Genomic DNA, 22,067 nt, shown 5'->3' with positions numbered 1-22,067 from the left:
GGCCGCCGCTTATAATTAATGACCAGATCAGAGTTTGATGAATTTTTTGCTAATGGCCTTATTGCCATCCTGGAAACGCAAAATATAAGTGCCGGGTGCCAGCCGGCTTACATCTAGCTTACCATCAGCAGCCCTGACGGTCGTTTGCTGGTTATTGGCCGCATTGATGATGATATATTTACCGTCTTTCCCCAAAGGCGTTACCGTCAATACCGTGTGTACCGGGTTGGGATACAACACAACTCCTTGCTGTTGAGGAGGATGGTCGCCACTGGGACTGGTAAATTCCATCCAGTTGAAATTCCAGTTACCAGCTGCTGCATATATACGCAGGGTCTGGTCGCCTGCGGGCAGGTTGACAGTTGCGGTAAGTGTCGTCCATGATTGCCAGCCACCCGTGCCGGCAATGTTCTGTGTGGTCAATACATTATCGCCGGAACGCAATTGCAGCTGACCGCCGCCAGGCGCACTGGATACCCTGAATTGAACCGTATAAGTGCCGGCCGTACGTACATTTACGAGGTAATCCATCCAGTCTCCGTTATCTATCCAGCCAATATTTTCTCCGCCACCTGTATCGCTGGTGCCTTCTTTTTGCACACCGCTCATTTCGTCATAAGACTCCGCTTCTATGCGTCCGGGGATGAACTTACTGGCCGATGGCGATCCGCCATTACTAAAGGTCAAATAGTTCACGTTGAAGTCATTGGCATCCAATACCAGCCGCAACACTTTCACGCCAGTGGTCAGTGCCGGGGTGGTTACTGTTACCGTCTGCCAGGCCTGGAAGCCTCCCGTACTAGGTACCGCAACAGTACCGGAGATATTTTGTCCATCCAGCTCCAGATGGAATGAACGGCCGGCGCCGGGAGCTGCTACACGTACAGCCACTGTATATACACCGGGGGCTGTCACATTTACCGTATATTCCAGCCATTCACCGGTAGCTACATATCCTATATTGTATCCGCCTTCCGCACAGGGTTCTATATCCACATCTTCCGTCGTACGGTAATTGTTACCCGCATTACCCGGGCTGGAGTCATGATACGCAATGCCTTCTCCTCCCTTGTCAAAATTCTCCGCCTCTATCTTACCGGGTATAGCAACAGGCGTGCCCGTATAAGGTGCCTGCACCAGCCCAGTAGCGGTATAATTAGCCGTGTAAGTCGTGTTGACGGCCGGTACCCGCAGCGATTGACTGGCAGGTCCGCCATGATTCCAGGAACTGAAAGTATACGAGTTATTACCGAGCACCTGCGGCCCGTTAGCTTGTAAGGCAAGGGCAGTATTGACAACAAAGGTTTTGGAGAAGGGGGCTACACCTTCCGTACCCAATACCAGCTTGAGACCCGCAACGTTAGCCGCCGCCGTCAGTATCACCTTGTTGGGTTGTATATCTACAGAGTCTACTCCGGTCCTTCCCTGAGAGTCTGTAACGGTAAGTAATACACGGAACCAGATATTCGGAGAAGATTCACCGCCATTGTCGGCTACGAAACTGCCGGATTTGATACCGCCGGGTACAACAGGGCCCGGATGCCAGTGCTCACTGGTAGGACTGTCCTTATGGAAGAAGCGCACTTCCCAGCTAAACGCCGATGCAGGCAACTCACCGTCTTCCGGATCACTCGCACTGCCCGAAAAATTCACCACATCCAACGCATTCCAGGTGAGGGAAGACACGGGCGTAATGATCTTGGGCACCGGCCGGGCATTGAATGGCTGCACCGTCAGGCGTGCTTCCTGGCTGTTAACCGTACCGCTTGGATTAGTCACTACACAACGGTAATTGGCTGCATCTGCCGCTGCCACTGCATTGATCGTATAGCTGGTACCGGTAGCACCAGCAATGTTGACGCCATTACGCTGCCACTGATAGCTCAGGGGAGTAGCTCCCGATGCCGATACGCTGAACGTAACCGGATCACCGGCAACTACCGTCTGGCTCACCGGCTGGTTCACGATCGTAGGTGCCTGATTGTTAGCATACTCGATCCGCCAGATACTACCGGTGGAATTATACCTCACATAGTAGATGTTACCGTCTATGCCTACACTGGTGCCGAGCACAGAACCAAAGCCTCCGCTGGCGAATTCCTGCCAGCCCGCACCCGGATTAGAAGCATCCACACTGCGTAGCCATTGTGCACACCAGTCGGAGAAATAAAAACGGTTGCGATATTGCGCCGGATAGTTGGTCGCAGGTGGGTTAAAGAACAGGGCTGTCGTGATCGCACATCCCCAGCCGCTATGGCCGTAATAGAAAGCAGGAGCAATAGTAGTAGCCGGCTGCTCCGGTCCCGTCCGGCCCCGCTGTTCCCACCCGTAATCATAGTTCTTGGCAGGATCAGGGTTGGTGACGTCATTGATCTCTTCATAGTTCCCGCCTACGTCAATGACGAACAACTTTTGTGATACGGGGTCCAGGCTCATACGCCAGGGGTTCCGGAACCCTATCGCCCAGATACTTCTTTTTTGGCGGCTCGCACCTGCTTCATTGTAATAAGGGTTACCGGGTGCCGGATCACCATTCTCCGTCAACCGTAACACCTTGCCACGATAAGTGTCCAATTTGTTGGACTCCGCAGGGGAGTTGCTTTCACCAATAGCGATATACAGCAGCCCGTTTCTGAATAACAACGCCCCGCCGTTATGAAAGCCGTTGATGATCGGATCAAACTCCATCACCCGCGTTACACCCGTCACCTGGTTGGCCGTATTGATCACGATGATATCCAGGTAATGTCGCGTCATCCCCGGATTAGTGTAGAAGATGTAACATTTCCCGTTCGTGGCAAACTGAGGATGCAGTGTAATGCCCAGCAATCCCTGCTCTGATGCAGTAGTGGTAGTCACCGTATGTACAGTACTAACTACATCGTTCTGCCATACTTTCACCCGGCCGGATCGTTCTGCAATAAAGATCCTGCCGTCACTGGCATGTGCCATAGCAGTCGCTTCATTGATGACATCGCCGGTTAGCTTCTTGGCAACAAATCCTGCCGGCAGCTGTGCCGATACAGGATGATAAAAAAGACCTGAGAATAGAATAAAACATACGCAGACCATTTGGCGCAGACGTAGGTAACCACTAAGATGGAATTTTAGTAAACGATAGTGCATGAGAATGGTTTTAAACAGGTTGAGTGAACGTGTTCCAGGATTGGTATAGACTAAAGGTTTTCAAATCAGGTAATTGTATGGAAATTCCGCCTATCCGGGCTGTTTACACGCAAGGTTTTCAATAAAAAAGAAGCAGATATGGACCAGGCTTAGCTCTTTTTTACAGGTTGTTCAGTCGCTAAAATAGTATTTTTTTAATTGCTTGTATATGCATGAAAATGACAAACAGACTAAGACATTGTATTCCAACCAGATATTTTTGAAAGCAAAAAGAGGACCGCCCCCAAAATGGATGCGATCCCCCGTGATCCAATACTTCTCCCAAAGATGTCAGATCTACATTTATTAGGCAAGACCATTAAATGCAGCAGCAAATGCCAGCGGTGCAGCCAGGAATTGTGGATAGTATTCTTTCGCCGGGCCAGGAAATATTTCCAGCTGATCACCGTGAAGTCCGTCCAGTAATTCCTGTGCCAGATCCGACGCATTCATCTTTTGCGACGTAATGGCGCTGGCCATATCCGTATCTACATACCCGGGCAGCACCTCAAATACCTTCAGCTGCGGCGCTTCTCTGGATAGAATAAGACGCAGACTCCGTGTATAGCTGTGTAAAGCAGCCTTACTGGCACTGTAAGATGGGGCACCTACCAGCGGAGAAAATGCTGTCGCAGAAGATACATTCACAATGGCTGCTTCCGGCCGCTGCCGTAATAACGGTAACAACTGATCTGTCAAACGTATAACCGAAAAGAAGTTGATCTCAAACTCCGCCTTACTTTTCTCATAAATATCAGGCATACCCGGCCTTGCCAGCAACACCCCTGCATTGTTCACCAGGATATCAATACCGCCAAGATCTTCCGCTACCAGCTTTACCAGCTTATCCACCTGCGCAACATCACTGATATCGCAGGCCACACCGGTGATATGCGCTGACCGCTGTTCCGCCGCCTGCAATTTCTTCGCATCACGGCCAACGATAATCACTTTATTACCTCGCTCCGCAAATGCAGTCGCAATGGCCAACCCAATACCAGCCCCTCCGCCTGTAACCAGGACCGTCTTATTGTCTGTGTTCATTGTTTTTTTAATTAAGGATGATTAAAAATGTAAAAAAAGTACCGTAACACCAGCGGCTACGGTACCGCGTTGCGTATAAAATATGTAGTGTGTAAATGATTAGACCGATCGGTTTTTGCTGAGGCAAAAAAAACGAGCATACCTATTAACCTGTTAACAGGATTACTCGGAAATAAATTCTAAAATACCTATTCTATAGCATTTTAATAGATTGTTACCTTCTCTAAATACCAGCGCAATTGCTCCCTGGAGACTTTGGTGATAACAAAGATAAGACCGATCGGTTTGTATTCCAAATTTATTTTGTCTTACGCCCCTCGTCTGTCGGGTCACACTTTTCTGGACATGCAGTGCCTCCGCAGTGAAAACGTAGATATTCGTAGCGCTTTGCTCCATTCCCGCCGTCTCCACAAAACCGTTTTGTAAAATATCACCATTGCTGGCCCCTCCCGGTCCAAGCTAGAATTCCATTATGCATTAAATCACGTAGTATGAAAAAACACACCTCCCTTGTTAGCCTGCCGCTAGGCAGCAGCCTTATTTGCGTCGTTACACTGATACTCACATCATTAACCCTCACCTCTCATGCCCAGCGGAAACTGGTATGGGAAGATCAATTTAATGGCACCACCTTAAATCCCCAATATTGGACCTACGAAGTCGGCGACGGCTGCAACAAAGGCAACTGCGGTTGGGGAAACCAGGAACTGGAATACTATACTAACCGCTCTTCCAATGTCCGGTTAGAAGGTGGTAGCCTGGTCATCGAAGCCCGCCGGGAAGATATGGGGGGCAAACCTTTTACCTCCGGTCGTATCAAAACTGCTGGCAGGGTAGCCTTCCGCTATGGCGCCCTGGAAGCCAGGATCAAAGTACCCCGCGTAGCTAATGGCCTCTGGCCGGCATTCTGGCTACTGGGCGCCACCGGTGGCACCTGGCCTAAGAACGGCGAGATCGACATCCTCGAGATCGGCGCCGCTGCCTCCATCAGCGCCGGCACCGTAAATCGTACCGTACGTGGCACCTCACACTGGTGGGCCAATATCCCGGGTGGATACGTCGGCCATGCAGAATATGGCAGAGATACCACCACCGCCGTAGAGCTAAACAACGACTTCCACTTGTACAAAGTAGAATGGGACCCGGCATTTATCACCGTCTTCCTGGATAACGCTCCTTACTATAAAATAGCTATCGATGGCGGCAATGGCCTGGAAACATTCCAAAACCCTTTCTATATCATCCTCAACCTGGCCGTAGGTGGTAACTACACCGGTATACACAGCGCGGCCGGCATCACCGCCGCATTGCCTGGCAGAATGGAGATCGACTACATCAAACTATACCAGGACGTTACCCGCAATGAAAATCTCCTCCTAAATGGCGACGATGCCCCCGAAGGCAACTACGGCATCTTCACCGACAATACCGCTGTCAACGATAAAGTGACCTTCGGCGCCGGCGCAGACCTTTTCCTGTGGAATAACATTACCAACATCACACCGGCACCGGCGCCTTTTGAAGGTAGCAACGGATGGGCTTTCCGTGCAGCCGCCGGCAACTGGTTCGGACTAGGTGTCGCCAACGATGCCAAAAACATGAGCAACTATGCAAATGGCACACTGAAATTCCATATGAAAACCAGCTCCACCGCCAACTTCAAAGTAGGTATCGCTACCGATGGCGGCGAAGGTTGGATACAGTTTAACAGAACGAACGAATATGGCTTGCAAAGAGATGGACAATGGCATGAAGTATCCATCCCGATCTCCGCATTCGGATTACAAGACCTCTCCCTGACCACACAACTGTTCATGCTCTCCGGTGATGCCCCGGCTGCTACTATGGACTTTTTCCTAGATAATATCTACTACACCGGCGGCGTATCAGCCAACCCTGCCCCGCGTGTCACTATCACGAACCTTGCTAATGAAGCCGTATTTAACACACCGGCTGCCATACCCATCCAGACCAATGCAAGCGATCCCAATGGCACCATCAGCAAAGTAGTCTTCTACAGCAACGATAACTACCTGGGTACCGTAACCACTGCACCATTCAACTACACCTGGAATAACAATACACCGGGTATATATCGTCTCACCGCTAAAGCAACAGACAACCAGGGCAAGACCACTACCTCCAAGCCAGTGACCGTCCTGGTCTCCCGCCCCGGCAACACCGCGCCCACCATCCGCATCACGGCTCCTACAAGTACCACACCGTATCGCAAACTGGCTAAAGTAAATATCGAGACAGCCATTAACGATGATGGCGTTATTTACAAAGTGGAGTTCTACAATGGTAGCACCTTACTGGGCACGGTAAATAAAGCGCCTTTCACCTTCACCTGGAATAACGTAGACCAGGGTACGTACACCATCACCGCCAAAGTATTCGATAGCGGTAAACTCACAGGTACTGCTGCTCCGGTCACTTTCACCGTAAGAGATAACAGGATCACTACCGACCGCTATGGCATCTACAGCGATGATGCTTCCTTACCCGATAAACTGACCTATGGTCTCGATGCCAATCTGTATGTTTGGAATAATCTTACCGGCATCACAGGGGCCGCACCGCAGGAAGGAACCAATGTAATGGCCTTCCGTGCCGCTGCCGCCAACTGGTTCGGATTGGGCGTATCCCACGATGTCAGGAACCTGAGCATTTTCAGCAACGGATACCTGAAATTCTGGTTTAAAACCAGTTACCAGGGCGCATTCAAATTCAGCGTGATCTCCCAGAATGGCCAGCGCGATATCGCCTTCGCCGCAGGCGAACAAAAACTGGGATTATTACGGGATGGCCAATGGCACCAGGTAGTCATACCGGTAAATACACTCTCCGGCGTCGACCTTACTACCATTACCCAGGCATTTACCTTCTCCGGCGATGCCCCTGCCGCCACCGCAGACTTCTTCATCGATAATATCTACTACACCACTTCGCTGAATGATACACCGTCCAGGAATAACCTGGCACTCAATAAACCGGCAACAGCATCTACAACGGAAAATGCCGGCACCCCTGCAGCAAGCGCCGTAGATGGCAGCAAAGCCACCCGCTGGTCCAGCGTCTTCGGAGATGGCCCGCACTCCCTGACCGTAGACCTCGGAGCTGTCTATAACATCAACGAAGTGAATATCACCTGGGAAGCCGCCTCCGCCAAAGACTACGAGATACAGCTCTCCAACGACCAGCAGAACTGGAGCCCGCTGAAAACCGTTACCGGCAATACCTCCCTCGAAAACAGCTGGACCGGCCTCTCGGGCACCGGTCGCTATATCCGCGTCAATTGTACCGCCAGGAACACCGCATACGGTTACTCTATTTTTGAGCTGGAAGTATATGGCAACAGCACCAGCGGCAGCGTAATGAGTAAGGATAAAACAGGTAACAATGATGCCGGCTGGCAGCTGCGTTTACTGCCCAATCCTGCCACCGGCGCTCAGATACAACTGTATAGCAATCGCCCCCTCCGCCAGGTCACCGTATTCGATATCAACGGTCGTGCTATCACCCGCCAGCAGACAGGCGCCACCGCTAAAGCAGGCGGCCTGTATACGATCGATATCAGTACCTTACCTTCAGGTATCTACGTACTGGAAGCACATACCACAGAACGTAGCCGCCAGACCATCAAACTCTTACGCCAATAATTAATAAAACACAGATAAAAAATAAGGGTTACCACAACAGCGGTAACCCTTATTTTTTATAGCCGATATAGCTACCCGATCTTGATCGTCATGCGTATCTCCCGGCCCTTACATAGAACTGGTAATGCCTGCATACCCGGTACAAAATTGAACGTACGGCCTTCTATACCCCTGGGGAGCTCCAAAGGTACGTTGGCAGTGACCTGCACGACCGCATGCGCTTTCCGTATCTTCAGTTGCAGGGGATCGATCTGCTTTACCGTTTCTGTAGTACTGGCGATCAGCGGTATACTAAAAACAGCGTCTTCATGATCTGCTTTTGCCTGTATCGTCACACTATCTTCGCTGAAAATATAACTGACATGGCAGATTGCATGGTCAGCAGGCTGCTGCTGCTCATCTACAAGCCGGGCACGTGTGTGGAACAGCAGCGTATCTGCCTGTTGCTGTACGTCAACCTCTCCCTGCAGGTCCAGTATATTGCGGAAGATGTTTTTGCCGGAGCGCCATACAAAACCAGGTGTGAGGCATATATCCTCCGGATCGTCATTACGTTGCATGTTCAGGCCTTCCTGCAGTTGATACCGGCTCATGCTGGCTGTGAGTAAAGGGCCGGCCTTACTATGCCATAAAAGGGATAAAGCGCCGCCACTGGGATGACCGGCCTTCATTTTATATTCGACATCATAAGCGGTGACAGTAGCCCTGAAATCACCTTTGGATACCAGCCAGGTCGCAATTTCAGGGAAATGTTTGCTACCATAGGTTTTCGCCCGGGGCAATAATGCCGCCGGGCGGGGAACAGCAGGAGGATGTAACAGGAGCGTGGTCAAAGCCTTGCTGTGTGCCAGCGTATGCGCCACACAGGGTAATACACCTTGCTGTTGATAATGAGGACCGCCATACAATAATTTATCGTGCGTACATTGCCGCAATAACTGTGTGTTGGATAGTACCACCTGGTAAAACATAGGATCTCTCTCCACCAGCAATCCGTACGCCGGATGACAACCGTCGCTGGTACGGCTTCCCCACCAGGTCCATTTATAATGGCGCGTTCCCCAGCTGTTATCCCACCCGCCGTCAGGCAACAAAAACTCTGCATGTGCCTGCATAGCGCGGATGACGAGCTGAAGCAGCTCCTCATCTTTCATCAGTAGTGCATATTGTACCAGCGATGGTAGCGATTCCTCAACATTATATCCCAGGTCCACCGAATAACAGCCCTTGGCACTACGCTCCGGTGTAGGCCGCCCTTCACCGTACAATAACCCGTTGGCGGTAAAGTAAGCCTTACTCTGCTGCGCCAGTTCCCGGCCTTTCTCGATGAAAGGCGCGTGCTCCAGTAATTTACCTGCCAGACACAACGCATAGCTGGCTGCAATAGGATAATTGATATTGCCAGTCTGGATCGTAAAAGTTGTATAGACATAGTTCGCCGCTTTACGGAGTCGTGCCGTCCATTTGGTTTTGATCGCTGCTGGCAACAGGTGTCCGAAATATAATAACGACTCAGCCAGTGCCGTAGTGCCAAATACCGTGGTGCCTTTCCAGTCACTGACCGTCACTTCATTGAGCCAGGCTCCGTCTGCCGTACTCACCATCACCTCCATCCAGTCATATAGGGCGATAGCTGCTTCCACATACCGGCGATCTCCGGTCCTATCCGCCAGGTACAGGAATGGATAGATAGCATCGCCACAACGGCCATGTATCACCCCGCAGCCCGGACAAAGGATACCGCCGTGTACGCCCTTCACCGAAGGAGTCTTTACCTGCAACTGTAACAGGGCCGAACCCCAGTCCTGCAACAATTGCGTACTCAGGTCCGTAAGTGGATGGCCGGTCAGGGGAAGTGGGGGAACAGCGGGCGCCATGGAGGGTAGTAACAGCCCCGCACCGCCCATGGCGCCGAGGCGTAGGAAATCACGTCTGGAATGATGCATACGATAATAAACTAGGTACTCCAATATACTATGCCGTCAGCGTATTTAATAGCGTTCCCTCTTATCACCTCCCTGATTTCCGCCATTTTCCTTCAAACGTTTGATATAGCTGACCGATCTGGGTATTTTTACTTTGTCATGAAAAGATATTCCCTGTCCATCTTCCTCCTGCTTTTGGCTGTTTTTTGTCAGGCACAATCAACATCCAATGACCGCTATACCGACAGTATCCAGCATATAATGAACAGCCCCGCCAACGACAGCATCAAAGCCGCATCCGCCTTTCACCTGTCGGAATACTGGGTGCTGAAGGATACTGCACGTGCACACAAATACCTGGAACAGGGATATCGCTATGCCAAAGAAAATAACTACCTGCACGCCGCCTATCAATACTATAAAGGCTTCTTCCTGGCCAAAACCTACCCGGAGCAGGGACAATCAGTATTGCTCAAAGCAGATACCCTGCTGAGCCGTTTTCCTACCAAAGATGCTTATCGCCTCCGCGCCAGGGTATGGCACAACTACGGCGTGATAAGACAACACCAGGACGATCATAAGGTCTTTGCCGATATCATCCTCAATAAAGCGATTCCCATGGCTAAAATGGCGGGAGATAGCGCTTATATCGCCAGAAACTACCTCAACCTGTGTATCGTCTTCAAAAATCACCAGGACTTCGCCAAAGCAGCCGAATATTGCCGGATGGCCATACAGGGTTTTACACGTGCCAACGCCGATCCCGAAATGATCATCACCGCCTACTACACCGCCGCAGAAAACTACAGCCTCTGGATGAAACCCCGGGACGCATCCCCCTTGCTGGATAGTGCCAAAGCATGGCTCGACCGGTACCCCGATGTCAACGAATGGATACCCTACTATAAAGCAGAAGGTATGCACTATACCGTGCAGTTCCGCTACCCGGAAGCACTGCACAGCCTGGAGAAAGGCCTCGAACTGGCCAGGAAAAAAGGAGATCGCTACGAAGAACAAAGCATCATCATGCAACAGTTCTACGTATACTACAACCAGAAAGATTACAACAAAGCCCTCAAAGCATTCCAATTCCTGCTCCAGCAACCGGAGATTATGACCTTGCAGCACAACCGCCTCCAGCTCTATTACGGAATGGCCGAAACCTATGTGGCAATGAACCGCCCCGGACCAGCCTACGAATGGCTGAAACGCTACAGCCAGCTAAACGATACCATCTACGAAAGTCGCCTGAAAACAGACATCAACGCATTGGAAGTAAAATATAACGCTGCCGAAAATAAAAGACAGATCACCGCCCTGGAGTCCGAGAAAAAAGAAGCCGCGCTCAAAGCTAAAAATACCCGCCTGACCATAGGACTGCTGATCGTCGTGATCGTCGCATTGCTGATCAGCTCCATACTCGCCATCGTATTCTACCGCAGTAACAAAAAACTGTCCGCACAGAAAGAGATCAACTATCAGCAACAGCTGCGCGAGATGACACAACAGCAGCAACTCATCGCTACCAGAGCTATGCTCGATGGAGAAGAACGCGAACGAAGCCGCCTCTCCAGAGATCTGCACGACGGACTAGGGGGCATGCTGTCCGGCATTAAAATGAAACTGGCCCGGCAGGTAGCAGACATGCAGCACCTGCCCGCCGTACATACCCTCGACGATACCATCATCCAGCTGGATCATTCCGTAGATGAACTGCGCCGCATCGCCCGCAACCTCATGCCCGAAAGCTTGCTGAAGTTCGGACTGGAAACCGCCATCAACGACCTTTGCGAAGGCCTCTCCAGCCAACACACACAGATCGACTTTCAATACCTCGTCGACCAACCCGTCATGCCGCTGGTCGCACAGCTCAATATCTATCGTATCATTCAGGAACTGTTGACCAATGCCATCCGGCATAGCGCCGCCACCAGCATACTCCTGCAATGCAGCCGTAATGGCCGCCAGTTCTTCATAACAGTAGAAGATAATGGCAAAGGCTTCGATAGCACACATGCACACAGTAAACCCGGCATCGGCCTTACCAGCCTCCATCATCGTGTAGACTACCTCCAGGGCAAAATACAGATCAACTCCACCCCCAATACAGGCACAACAGCAGATGTAGAACTCCTCATCCCCGCAGAATAACTTTCAGAAACTGCCATGGTCGATTGATTTATTCTTTCCGGATAGTAAAATGTCAGTTTAGTCGATCACTTTTTTTCAGGAATACCTGATTACGGTTATTGCATAGAAATGATACAATGCCATACCAGCATTGTCCGTAACTATTTATGCGACTGTATTTCCTGTTTCTATGTCTGATAGGCTGCCCCCTGGGTTTGTTGGCACAGCAACGATATGCGATCAAAGGAGCAGTGACCGATACTGCCGGTACCGCCGTCGAAAGCGCCACCATTACCATACTGAAAGCAGCAGATTCCTCCCTGGTATCTTTTACACTCACCACCGCCAGTGGTAAGTTCAGGATACCTCACCTGCCTGCCGGCAACTACCGCCTGCTCATCACGCATGTGAATTATAAAGCGGTCAGCCGGCCATTACGTATTACAGGAGAAATACCCGAAGACGATATCGGCAACATCCGCATGTCCACCTTCTCCCGTACCCTCGCCGACGTAATAATTACAGCAGAAGCACCACCGGTTACATTAAATGGAGATACCGTACAATATAACGCAGGTTCGTTTAAAGTACCGCCCAATAGTAGCGTGGAACAACTGCTGAAAAAACTGCCGGGTATTGAAGTGGCCAAAGATGGCTCCGTCACCACACAGGGCAAAAAAGTAGAAAAGATATTGGTAGATGGTAAAGAGTTCTTCGGAAAAGATACCCGCATCGCCACGCAAAACCTCGCCGCTGACATGCTGGATAAAGTCCAGGTATATGATAAGAAAAGCGAACAGGCAATGATGACAGGCATGGACGATGGCAACGGAGAAAAAACCATCAACCTGCAACTGAAGAAAGACAAACGAAAAGGACTGTTCGGACAAATCGCCGCCGGCGCGGGCACTGACCAACGATATACCGGTAAAGCAGGCGTACACTCCTTCAAAGAATCCAGGCAACTGTCCTTACTGGGATGGACTAATAACGTCAATCAACGTGGTTTCTCCGAACCCTATGCCGCTCAAAAAGATCCCCGCGCCTCCGCCGGATATACCACCACCACCGCCGTCGGTACCAACTATAACAAAGACCTCTCCGACAAGTCCAGTATCTCGCTCAACTACTTCGGAGGAAGGGATCGTATACTGAACAACACAGACAGGCGAAGGAAATACATCCTGCAGGACTCGACTTATGAATATAACGAACACGCCACTACGGACACTACTGCCGATGTACATCGCTTCAACATAGTATTCGAACATGCCATCGACTCCTTCCAGTCGTTTAAGATCAACCCTTCCCTCAACTATGAACACCAGCAGGGAAGAAGCAATGTCAACTACGCCCAGTCCGATATAAAAGGTACCAACACCTCCGGTGGAACTAACAATACCTCCCTCACCGGCGACAACTTCGACTTCAATAACAGCATGGTATATCGGAAGAAGTTGCGTGCACCAGGGCATTCATTCCTGGTATTGATCAACAACGCCGTAACCAGCAACAACGCCAATCGTCTGCTGTCTTCCATACGTAGCAATGCAACCGACTCATTGCGGCAATCCGGTAAAGACAGGATCACTAACTACAGCCATACCGCCAAAGTATTCTACACCTTCCCGGTATGGAAGCGCACACTGTTACAATGGAATGCCGCAGCTACTATTTCGGGCAACCGTACCAATAGCAACACCTTCGACTTTAATAAAAATACCGGGCAATACGATATCGTCAACGATCGGCAGACCAATCTGTACAGCAATAACATACAACAGTGGCAGGCCGGCGCTAAATGGTTGAGCCGCATCGGTAAAAATATCAACTACGCTATCGGCGCTGATCTGCTCTTCACCGGCATGCAAGGCAACACCCATATCAGTGGCGCCCCACAATCGCTGGACAGGCGCTATACCAACCTGCTCCCCAATCTGTTTTTTAAATATGCCATCACACGTTCGCAACAACTCACCGCTACCTATACGACCAGCACACAGCTGCCAGACGTATCACAACTGCAACCGGTACCCGATCTGCGTCACCTGCCGGAGATCAGAATAGGCAACCCTTCTCTCCAGCAAGCCTATCAGCACGTCTTTCAGCTACACTACCTCGAAACGATGGGATACAGCGGCCGATCCCTCTTCGCAGGGCTCGTATTCTCCGGCATACAGCATAAGATCGCTACCACAGATTCCCTCACCGCCAATGGAGAACGCTACATACGTCCTGTAAATGTAAAGGGTACCTTCTCACTTAATGGCCATGTACAACTCAGCTTTCCGGTCCAATGGCTGCAAAGCAAAATAAGAGTGGGCGGGAATGCCGGCTACAACCAGGACCAATCCTTCGTCAATGGTATAGAGAATCGTACGCGTACCTTATATGCAGCACCTACCGTCTACATAGATCTTGCCCCTACCAGTAAGATCGATATTACCCTCGGTGCCGCCTATGGCTTCAACTACGCCCGCTATACAGCGCCTAAAATAACCAACACTACCTTCTCGACACAACAATACGACTTGCAGGTAGACTGGGCGCTTTTTGCAGGCCTGCATCTGAACACCTCTCTCTACTATGTCATCAACCGGCAACAGGAGAGGAGCTTTAATACCAATATTCCCTTGTGGCATGCCGCAATCAGCCACAGCCTCCTAAAGAACAAAAGAGGAGAGCTGAGACTCACCATAAGGGATATACTCAAAAGTAACGTAGTGATATATCGCAACATCACACCGGCATACATAGAAGATAACAGCGCCCAGGCACTGTCGCGCTACGGCTTATTGACATTCACCTACAAACTCGGAAGGGTATTACAATAAAAGACGATTGACATAATCATTATTAATACGCGCATATGAAAAGAATACTTTTAACGGTCTGCAGCATGATAGGTTTCCTTGCTGGTCACGCACAACAACAGGAAGGCACCGTCGTTTATGAACTCAATATGCAGTTTCCCAAAGGCGGCATGGCCCTCGGAAGAGCCGTAGCCGCAACACGAATGGATGCCACCACATCTGGCAAATTGGAAAAGATTGACATGCCCAAAGTGAAATTCGAAGCCAGCTTCACCAAAGAACATATGTTATGGCAACACCTCGATGAAGAACTGCCCACAGACCCCAACGCTGGTATGGACGCACATTTTACTGCCGTCGGCGGATCGGAAGAAACCACCTACACTAACTTTACAACAGGCAACATCACCCGGCAACAATACGTCTTTGATAAAGCATTCCTCATCCGGACAAAAGTAACACCGCTGCCCTGGAAGATAGCAGAAGAAACAAAGACCATACTAGGGAAGACCTGCCGGAAAGCCGTCGCCAGCCGACCAGAAAAGAAAATGCAGATGTCCATGCGCGATGGCAAATTTGAACCGGTAGAAATAACCGATACCGCGAAGATCATCGCATGGTTCACCACAGACATACCCGTGCCGGTCGCTCCGCAAATAGCAGGGCAACTCCCCGGTCTCGTACTCGAACTGCAGGTAGGCAACGACGTGAAAACAACTTTCACCGCCGTGTCATTGACGGACAAAGTAAAAGCAGCCGGCATCCGCCCTCCCACAAAAGGGAAAGAGGTAAGCGAAGAGGTCTTCGCACAGGAAAAAGACAAGATGTTCAGAAAGATGCGCGCACAAATGCCCGCACACACGATCAGCGTGCCAATGGAATAATAGTGCCCCCCGCACTGTTATTCGCTTACAAAAAACCTTGTTGTACCGCTATCTTGATAAGCGTAGCTACATTCTTGGCTTCGAACTTCTGCAATAGGTTACGCCGGTGTGTCTCTACCGTCAACGGACTAAGAAAAAGATGGTTGGCAATGTCCGCTGTCGTCTGCCCGTCGGCGATCAGTTGCAAAATCTCATGCTCCCGCCTCGTCAGCCTGGGTAAACTCTTAAGTGCAGTAGAACCAGGCTTAGCCAATATCTCTTTCACCGCATTGCTGAAAGCGACCTGCCCGTTCAATACCTCCTGTATACAGGACAATAATTCCCCCGCCGGCGCATTCTTCAACAAGTAACCACTCGCCCCGTTCTGCAACATCTGCATCACAATACTACGCTCACTGTGATTGCTTAACACTAGCACCGCCGTGTCAGCCGCAATAGACTTGATCTTTTTACACAGGTCCATACCATTGACATCCGGTAACGTAATGTCCAGCAATACGATGTCCACAACATTGTCAGGAAGAAAATTCAGAAAATCAGTACCGGTAGTAAAACATCCCGTAACATGTAAGTGCCGTTCATGCTCCAGCAGGCTCTGTAGTCCCTGTAATACAACAGGATGATCATCTACGATAGCCAATGCCACTTCTTTTTTTTGTGATAACATTCACCTAGGTTGATTGATAAATTGCGATGATGGTACACTTTACGGCTATGGTGGCGGCATAGCAGGTAAAGGTCCCCCAAATATACTGGAAAACCAGTAGAAAAAAAACCATGAATGCCAGTATTGTCAAGCCTTCTACAGCGTGGTACTTTTGTGCTATAAATGGGAATGCCGCTCACATAGCTATTCCCAAGGGGACAAATAATAAAAACAACACCGTAAACCGTTGATGAACGCCAACCCATTGAGATTGTCAGCAATCAACCCAACCTGTCATGTGATTTGCTAACTAAATACCATCATAATTATGAACCTTTCTTTATTCAAAACAACGTCCGTGAAATTCGTCGCATTGTTAGTAACTGCCGCTACCTTCCTCACCGCCTGTAGCAAAAAAAAACAACGGTCCTGATTTCGGCGCTGGTTATCCTAAAAAAGTTACCATCGAATACAAAGTCACCAGCATCGAAGGAAATAACCCAAGAGCCGATATAAGCTATACAAATGAAACAGGCGCGTTGACATCGGGCAATAAACCGCTGCCTTTCACCGTAACTGTAACCCGTACCATCGACTATGGCGGATCATTCCTGCTGGGGGTAATCACCGACAACCCAGGTAAAATAAGACTGCAGATCTTTGCCGATGGCAAAGAAGTGAAAAAAGAAGAGCCGTCCAATTCAAGCGGGATTGTACAGGGTTCCATCGTACACTCTTTTCAGTAATAGAAATTCATACCCCTACACCGCGGGCTGCACTTGCTAAAGTGTAGCCCGTACTTTTTAGCAAATAACCGTTCAGAGAAACATTGTATCTTCACCAGACGTTGAGAAAATACCCGTCCTCCTTCCGGACCTTATCACATAAGAACTGTCAACCATACATCCACGAAAGATGGCTCCTTTCACAGGATAGCTGCTAAATGATCATCCCGCTAAATGAATAGTACAATGAAATTATTTCGCTTCGCTTGGGCCGCACTGCTATTGCTCCCAGTCACCCTGCCCGCACAACAGCAAAACCGCTTCAATGGCCTGGATATGCACCTGGGCAACCTCTACCGCCTCTCCAACGCACAAACCCGCTCCATCAGCCCGGAAAACTTCAGCGGCGAAAAAGGTAAAGGTGGCATGGCCCGCCTCCAAGACAAACAACAACCTAATGCCGCCAACGCCGCCGATGCTGCCCGCGACCTCGGCGCCGGCTGGAAAGTAAACCCCTTCGTCATCATCAACCCGGGCCAAACATTCACCTTGGCAGAGATCAATAGCGCCGGTGCTATCCAGCACATCTGGATGACACCCACCGGCATCTGGCGCTTCTCCATCCTCCGCATCTACTGGGACGACGAAAAAGAACCTTCCGTAGAATGCCCCGTAGGCGACTTCTTCGGCATGGGCTGGGGCGAATATGCCCCCCTCTCTTCCTTACCCGTCGCCGTCAACCCGGGCAGCGCATTCAATTGCTACTGGGCCATGCCCTTCCGCAAAAAATGCCGCATCACCATGGAAAATATCAACCAGGAACCCATGCGCCTATACTACCAGGTCGACTACACCCTCACCGATGTACCCGACGATGCCGCCTATTTCCATGCCCAATTCCGACGTACCAACCCCAACACCTCTTCCGACTACATCATCACCGACAACATCAAAGGAAAAGGACAATACGTAGGGGTATACATGGCCTGGGGTGTCAATAATAACGGATGGTGGGGAGAAGGAGAGATCAAATTTTTCCTCGATGGAGATACAAAATACCCAACCATCTGCGGCACCGGTACAGAAGACTATTTCTGTGGCTCCTACAACTTCGACAGGGGAGGGAAGTACATCGAATTCTCCAGCCCCTATTCCGGACTGCCACAAGTGATACGCCCCGATGGTTCCTACCGCTCACAACAACGATTCGGTCTCTATCGATGGCATATCATGGACCCTATCCGGTTCGATAAGTCACTGAAAGTAACCATACAGGACCTCGGCTGGCGACATAATGGCCGATACCTCGCACAACAATCCGATATCGCATCCGTCGTATTCTGGTACCAGACAGAACCGCATCAGCCTTTTCCTAAACTGCCGGCAAAAGACCTGCTGGAAGTCAACTGACAACCGCTACTTGTACTTATAAAAAAACGCTAAACACTAGTTTGTAAAGGGGGGAAATACATGAAGAAATATTACCTGATTGTCATTATCATCCAGTTGTTGATGCTGTCTGCTGCTCAACTACAGGCGCAAAATGACTTGCGCCGGCGCATCGACAGCCTGGAACAACTATTACCTAAAAAGAAAACAGATACCGGCAGAGCCTGGGTCATGGGCCTCCTCTCACAGGCATACTCCGGGCAGGACTCCATCAAAGCATTCCGCTACGCACGGCAATGCCTGGACATCAACAGGAAACAACAATACCGGCATGGCATCGCTTTCGGATACTACTCCCTCGGATTCTGCTATCTCGATGTCAGCAACTTCGACGATGCCAAAAGAAACTTCCAGCTGGCTGATAGCCTCACCCGCAACGATACCTCCGCCATGGGCCTGTTCATCCACATCCGCGCAGTAGGCAACATCGCCAACGTCATGGCCATCCTCCGGCTGCCCAAAACAGAACTGGAACTGCTCATCGGCCTCATCCCCGATATAGAACGTACCAAAGATTCCAATGCCCTGGGCGTCGTCATCGCCAACATCGCATCCGAACTCAATAACGTCAACGAACAACGCAAAGCCTATCCCTACTTCATACGGGCCATAGAAATATTCAAACGCACCCCGCTCAAAGAAAGCCTCACTCTCGTCTATCTCAACATGTCCGAATGTATGGAGGCCCTCGACTCCATCCCGCAAATGAAATACTACCTCGATGAAGCGAAAACAGTACTGGATGGCATGAGCGTGTCAGACCTCTGGCCCAGCTACTACGTACATGAAGCACAATACCTGCGCAAGATAGGCCAACAGCAGGCCGCCCTCGCTGCCTTCAGAAAAGGAGAGGAGATCGCCGTAAAATACCGCAGAGACTACCCCCTCAACAATATCTGGAAAGGCATGGGCGAAACCTACTTCACCCTCAAAGACTATCCCAACGCCCGGAAATATATCCGCCTCTTCTATGATAAAGCCGTCGTAGAAAAAGCAGCCATCAACGAGCTAGAAGCCCTCCAGCTACTCGCCGCCATAGAAGATAGCAGTGGCAACCGCCCGCAGGCATACGCCTGGCTGAGAAAATACAATCAACTCAACGATAGCATCAAACAGGAAGAAGTCAAAATACAGGTCGCCGACCTCGAAGCCCGCTATCAAAATGCTAAAAAAGAACAACAGATACTACGACTACGCAACAAGACCAAACAACAGGAACTCATACTGCAACGCAGCGCCTTCATCAACTACCTGCTTATCGCCGGTTTCATCATCCTGCTCATCCTCTTATTCCTCTTGTATATCCTGCATCGCAACCGCAAACGGGTATACGCTTTCGAAATGGAAAAGATCCAACAGGAACATCGCATCTCCTTGCTATATGCCATGCTGGAAGGACAGGAGCAGGAACGTACCCGCCTCGCCCGCGACCTGCACGACGGACTGGGAGGCATATTGTCCGGTACAAAAATGGAACTGTCCACCTTACTGAAGACAAACGAACAACCTACTGCCCATAACGCCTTGGAGAAATGCCTGCAATGGCTCAACTATGCAACAGACGAACTGCGCCGCATCGCCTGGAGCCTCATGCCCGAAACCCTGGTCAAGTTCGGACTGGGCGCCGCCTCCACCGCCTACTGCGATGGCCTGCGCAGCACCGGATACAATATCGTCTGCCAGGTCTTACACTACTCCAATAAAATGGAAACAACCCGGCAGATCGTCCTATACCGCGTCATGCAGGAACTCGTCAACAATGCCATCAAACATGCCGATGCCGCAGAGATACTGGTACAGCTCCAGGAAAATGAAGAGAGCATCCTCCTCATCGTAGAAGACAATGGCAAAGGAATACCGGCAGATAAACTCCGGCAGGCCACCAGCTCCGGCATGACCAATATCCGCTCAAGGGTAGAATTCCTCCATGGCACACTGGATATTGACACCTCCCCGGACATAGGTGCCACTTTCACCATCGAATGCCCCATTAGCATCAACAAATAAAAAACAGGCCGGTCACTACCAACGACCGGCCTGCTTTTACATGGCGGACTATCGCAATACCTTGATCATAGCGGCAAATTTCTCCCCGCCATAACCTGCATCCAACCCCCGCTGATAAAGCCCTTTGAAAAACCGCGGCATCTCATCGTTAATGCCGTTCTCCGCCGCCTGCCGGATTAACAGGTCCATCGTCAGGGCACAGATCAATAACGAACTCTCCGGCTGCTCAAAATCATTTTGGTGAATAGCCAGCGCCATCCCCTGGATCATCTCCCCGATACCCGGCGATACCTGCGCGATCATATTCCCCAGCCCATCCACCGGTATACCTTCCGTCTCAAAAATGCGGGCCGCATGGAGCAATCCTAACGCCCCCATGAACAGGTAACTCAAAAAGCCCAGGTCCCACGCCGCCGCTGCTCCTGGTGCCTCCCCCATATATTGCAGCCCGCCGGCTAATGCCTGCAAAATGTCCACTCCGCGTTCATAAGCGGCCCTGTCGCCCGAAACAAAGATCGGTGTGTCCGCACGCCCCACCTGGCGCGGTGTCGCCAGGATCGCCCCGTCCAGGTAAACAATACCTTGCGCAGCTGCCCATCGCTCACCATGACGAGCATCCGCCGGCGTACCCGTACTCAACTCAATCAGCAACCGCCCCGACAGTGCCGCACCCACCGCCGCCGTATGCAGGATACCGTGCGAGATCGCATAATCCGTCACACAAATGATCGTCACCGCACTGGCGCCCACCGCTGCCACCACATCAGTCGCCAGCATCGCCCCCCGGGCCACTAACGCCGCCGCCTTATCACGGCGACGGTTCCACACCGTCACCGTATACCCCTTATCTAATAATACATGCGCCAATACACTGCCCATATCCCCCAATCCAATTACCGTAACGCCTGTTTGCTGTGTTGTCGTTGTCATAGCCTTCTTTTTTTGTTGATGATTAGCTCACTTTTAATAGACGCAAACTTCCACAGAATTACAGGGGCAGACAATAAGGGAGAAATTTTTCAGCCAGGGAATAATTGCTCCCTGCTCACCCACGCCAATTTTATTTGCGTAACCAAAAGGTATCGTTATATTTGTAACTGAAAGGTTACGCAATGAGTGCGGTGTCTATCCACCGGAACAATACTTGCCGCCTGATCGTTTCATATCTTCAATACAAATACGGCCTTATGAGTAACACACCGCTTCTCTTTGAACGCACGTTCAATGCCCCCGCCGCCAAAGTATGGCAGGCGATCACCGACCACCGCCAAATGAAAGAATGGTACTTCGACCTGGAAGACTTCAAACCGGAAGTAGGCTTCTTCTTTGAATTTTCCGCTGGCGCTGATGACAAACAATATGTCCACCTCTGCGAAGTAACCGAAGTAGAACCGGGCAAAAAACTCACCTACAGCTGGAAATACCAGGGCTTCCCCGGCGAATCGTTCGTTACCTTCGAACTCTTCCCGGATGGTGATAAAACACGCCTCGTACTCACCCACAGAGGCCTCGAATCATTCCCGTCCCGCGACGACAAAAACTTCGGTATCGAAAGTTTCACCGCCGGATGGACCCAGATCATCGGTACCAACCTCAAACAATTCCTCGAAAAATAAC

Annotated in this window: 13 protein-coding genes; 8 read left to right on the top strand and 5 right to left on the bottom strand. The window is 50.5% G+C overall.

The features are described 5' to 3' along the window. Positions 1-27: 27 nt before the first annotated feature. On the bottom strand, positions 28-3,126 hold the full coding sequence (locus KTO58_RS11165; protein ID WP_095839283.1) for a carbohydrate-binding protein: 3,099 nt from the start codon (positions 3,124-3,126) through the stop codon (positions 28-30). A 345-nt stretch (positions 3,127-3,471) separates the two neighbouring features. Continuing rightward, a complete protein-coding gene (locus KTO58_RS11160) occupies positions 3,472-4,209 on the bottom strand; it encodes an SDR family NAD(P)-dependent oxidoreductase (protein WP_095839284.1) in 738 nt (245 codons plus the stop codon). A gap of 491 nt (positions 4,210-4,700) precedes the next feature. Between KTO58_RS11160 and KTO58_RS11155 the strand changes: the two genes are divergently transcribed. Then, positions 4,701-7,871 carry an Ig-like domain-containing protein gene (locus KTO58_RS11155; RefSeq protein ID WP_095839286.1) on the top strand — a complete coding sequence of 1,057 codons (3,171 nt, stop codon included), beginning with the start codon at positions 4,701-4,703 and terminating at the stop codon, positions 7,869-7,871. A 71-nt stretch (positions 7,872-7,942) separates the two neighbouring features. Here the strand turns inward: KTO58_RS11155 and KTO58_RS11150 are convergent, their stop codons facing one another. Then, entirely contained in the window at positions 7,943-9,817 is a 1,875-nt protein-coding gene (locus tag KTO58_RS11150; protein ID WP_095839287.1) for a twin-arginine translocation signal domain-containing protein, read from the bottom strand. Between the two features lie 138 nt (positions 9,818-9,955). On the opposite strand from KTO58_RS11150, the gene KTO58_RS11145 reads away from it, so the two are divergent. The 3 genes from KTO58_RS11145 to KTO58_RS11135 all read left to right on the top strand — a co-directional run bounded on the left by KTO58_RS11145 (position 9,956) and on the right by KTO58_RS11135 (position 15,623). Beyond that, entirely contained in the window at positions 9,956-11,947 is a 1,992-nt protein-coding gene (locus tag KTO58_RS11145) for a tetratricopeptide repeat-containing sensor histidine kinase (protein ID WP_198314939.1), read from the top strand. Between the two features lie 146 nt (positions 11,948-12,093). Next, a complete protein-coding gene (locus tag KTO58_RS11140; RefSeq protein ID WP_095839289.1) occupies positions 12,094-14,760 on the top strand; it encodes a TonB-dependent receptor in 2,667 nt (888 codons plus the stop codon). A gap of 35 nt (positions 14,761-14,795) precedes the next feature. Continuing rightward, complete coding sequence (locus tag KTO58_RS11135; RefSeq protein ID WP_095839290.1) at positions 14,796-15,623, top strand: GLPGLI family protein; 828 nt, start codon at positions 14,796-14,798, stop codon at positions 15,621-15,623. Positions 15,624-15,648: 25 nt separating this feature from the next. Here KTO58_RS11135 and KTO58_RS11130 read toward each other — a convergent pair whose 3' ends face one another. Next, the gene (locus KTO58_RS11130) at positions 15,649-16,290 is read right to left on the bottom strand and encodes a response regulator transcription factor (protein WP_095839291.1); all 642 of its coding nucleotides are present in this window, start codon (positions 16,288-16,290) and stop codon (positions 15,649-15,651) included. 518 nt (positions 16,291-16,808) lie between these two features. Here KTO58_RS11130 and KTO58_RS11125 point away from each other — a divergent pair. The 3 genes from KTO58_RS11125 to KTO58_RS11115 all read left to right on the top strand — a co-directional run bounded on the left by KTO58_RS11125 (position 16,809) and on the right by KTO58_RS11115 (position 20,450). Beyond that, on the top strand, positions 16,809-17,015 hold the full coding sequence (locus KTO58_RS11125) for a hypothetical protein (protein WP_225860194.1): 207 nt from the start codon (positions 16,809-16,811) through the stop codon (positions 17,013-17,015). A 225-nt stretch (positions 17,016-17,240) separates the two neighbouring features. Continuing rightward, positions 17,241-18,404, top strand: coding sequence for a glycoside hydrolase family 172 protein (locus KTO58_RS11120; RefSeq protein WP_095839293.1), 1,164 nt, complete (start codon positions 17,241-17,243; stop codon positions 18,402-18,404). 60 nt (positions 18,405-18,464) lie between these two features. Then, on the top strand, positions 18,465-20,450 hold the full coding sequence (locus tag KTO58_RS11115; RefSeq protein ID WP_095839294.1) for a tetratricopeptide repeat-containing sensor histidine kinase: 1,986 nt from the start codon (positions 18,465-18,467) through the stop codon (positions 20,448-20,450). 48 nt (positions 20,451-20,498) lie between these two features. On the opposite strand, the gene KTO58_RS11110 is transcribed toward KTO58_RS11115, so the two are convergent. Continuing rightward, positions 20,499-21,380, bottom strand: a complete 882-nt coding sequence (locus KTO58_RS11110; protein WP_095839295.1) for an NAD(P)-dependent oxidoreductase — start codon at positions 21,378-21,380, stop codon at positions 20,499-20,501. Positions 21,381-21,637: 257 nt separating this feature from the next. Between KTO58_RS11110 and KTO58_RS11105 the strand changes: the two genes are divergently transcribed. Further along, a complete protein-coding gene (locus tag KTO58_RS11105; RefSeq protein ID WP_095841606.1) occupies positions 21,638-22,066 on the top strand; it encodes an SRPBCC family protein in 429 nt (142 codons plus the stop codon). Position 22,067 lies beyond the last annotated feature (1 nt).

Origin of the sequence: Chitinophaga pendula, from assembly GCF_020386615.1 — a bacterium.
GTDB classification, from domain to species: Bacteria; Bacteroidota; Bacteroidia; order Chitinophagales; family Chitinophagaceae; genus Chitinophaga; species Chitinophaga pendula.
The sequence above is the reverse complement of the archived record's forward strand: the minus strand, read 5'-3'. Positions and strand labels throughout refer to the sequence as shown.

Coding starts and splice junctions, on each gene's coding strand:
- KTO58_RS11165 (WP_095839283.1), bottom strand. CDS start 3,126: ATGCACTATCGTTTACTAAAATTCCATCTTAGTGGTTACCTACGTCTG.
- KTO58_RS11160 (WP_095839284.1), bottom strand. CDS start 4,209: ATGAACACAGACAATAAGACGGTCCTGGTTACAGGCGGAGGGGCTGGT.
- KTO58_RS11155 (WP_095839286.1), top strand. CDS start 4,701: ATGAAAAAACACACCTCCCTTGTTAGCCTGCCGCTAGGCAGCAGCCTT.
- KTO58_RS11150 (WP_095839287.1), bottom strand. CDS start 9,817: ATGCATCATTCCAGACGTGATTTCCTACGCCTCGGCGCCATGGGCGGT.
- KTO58_RS11145 (WP_198314939.1), top strand. CDS start 9,956: ATGAAAAGATATTCCCTGTCCATCTTCCTCCTGCTTTTGGCTGTTTTT.
- KTO58_RS11140 (WP_095839289.1), top strand. CDS start 12,094: ATGCGACTGTATTTCCTGTTTCTATGTCTGATAGGCTGCCCCCTGGGT.
- KTO58_RS11135 (WP_095839290.1), top strand. CDS start 14,796: ATGAAAAGAATACTTTTAACGGTCTGCAGCATGATAGGTTTCCTTGCT.
- KTO58_RS11130 (WP_095839291.1), bottom strand. CDS start 16,290: ATGTTATCACAAAAAAAAGAAGTGGCATTGGCTATCGTAGATGATCAT.
- KTO58_RS11120 (WP_095839293.1), top strand. CDS start 17,241: ATGAAATTATTTCGCTTCGCTTGGGCCGCACTGCTATTGCTCCCAGTC.
- KTO58_RS11115 (WP_095839294.1), top strand. CDS start 18,465: ATGAAGAAATATTACCTGATTGTCATTATCATCCAGTTGTTGATGCTG.
- KTO58_RS11110 (WP_095839295.1), bottom strand. CDS start 21,380: ATGACAACGACAACACAGCAAACAGGCGTTACGGTAATTGGATTGGGG.
- KTO58_RS11105 (WP_095841606.1), top strand. CDS start 21,638: ATGAGTAACACACCGCTTCTCTTTGAACGCACGTTCAATGCCCCCGCC.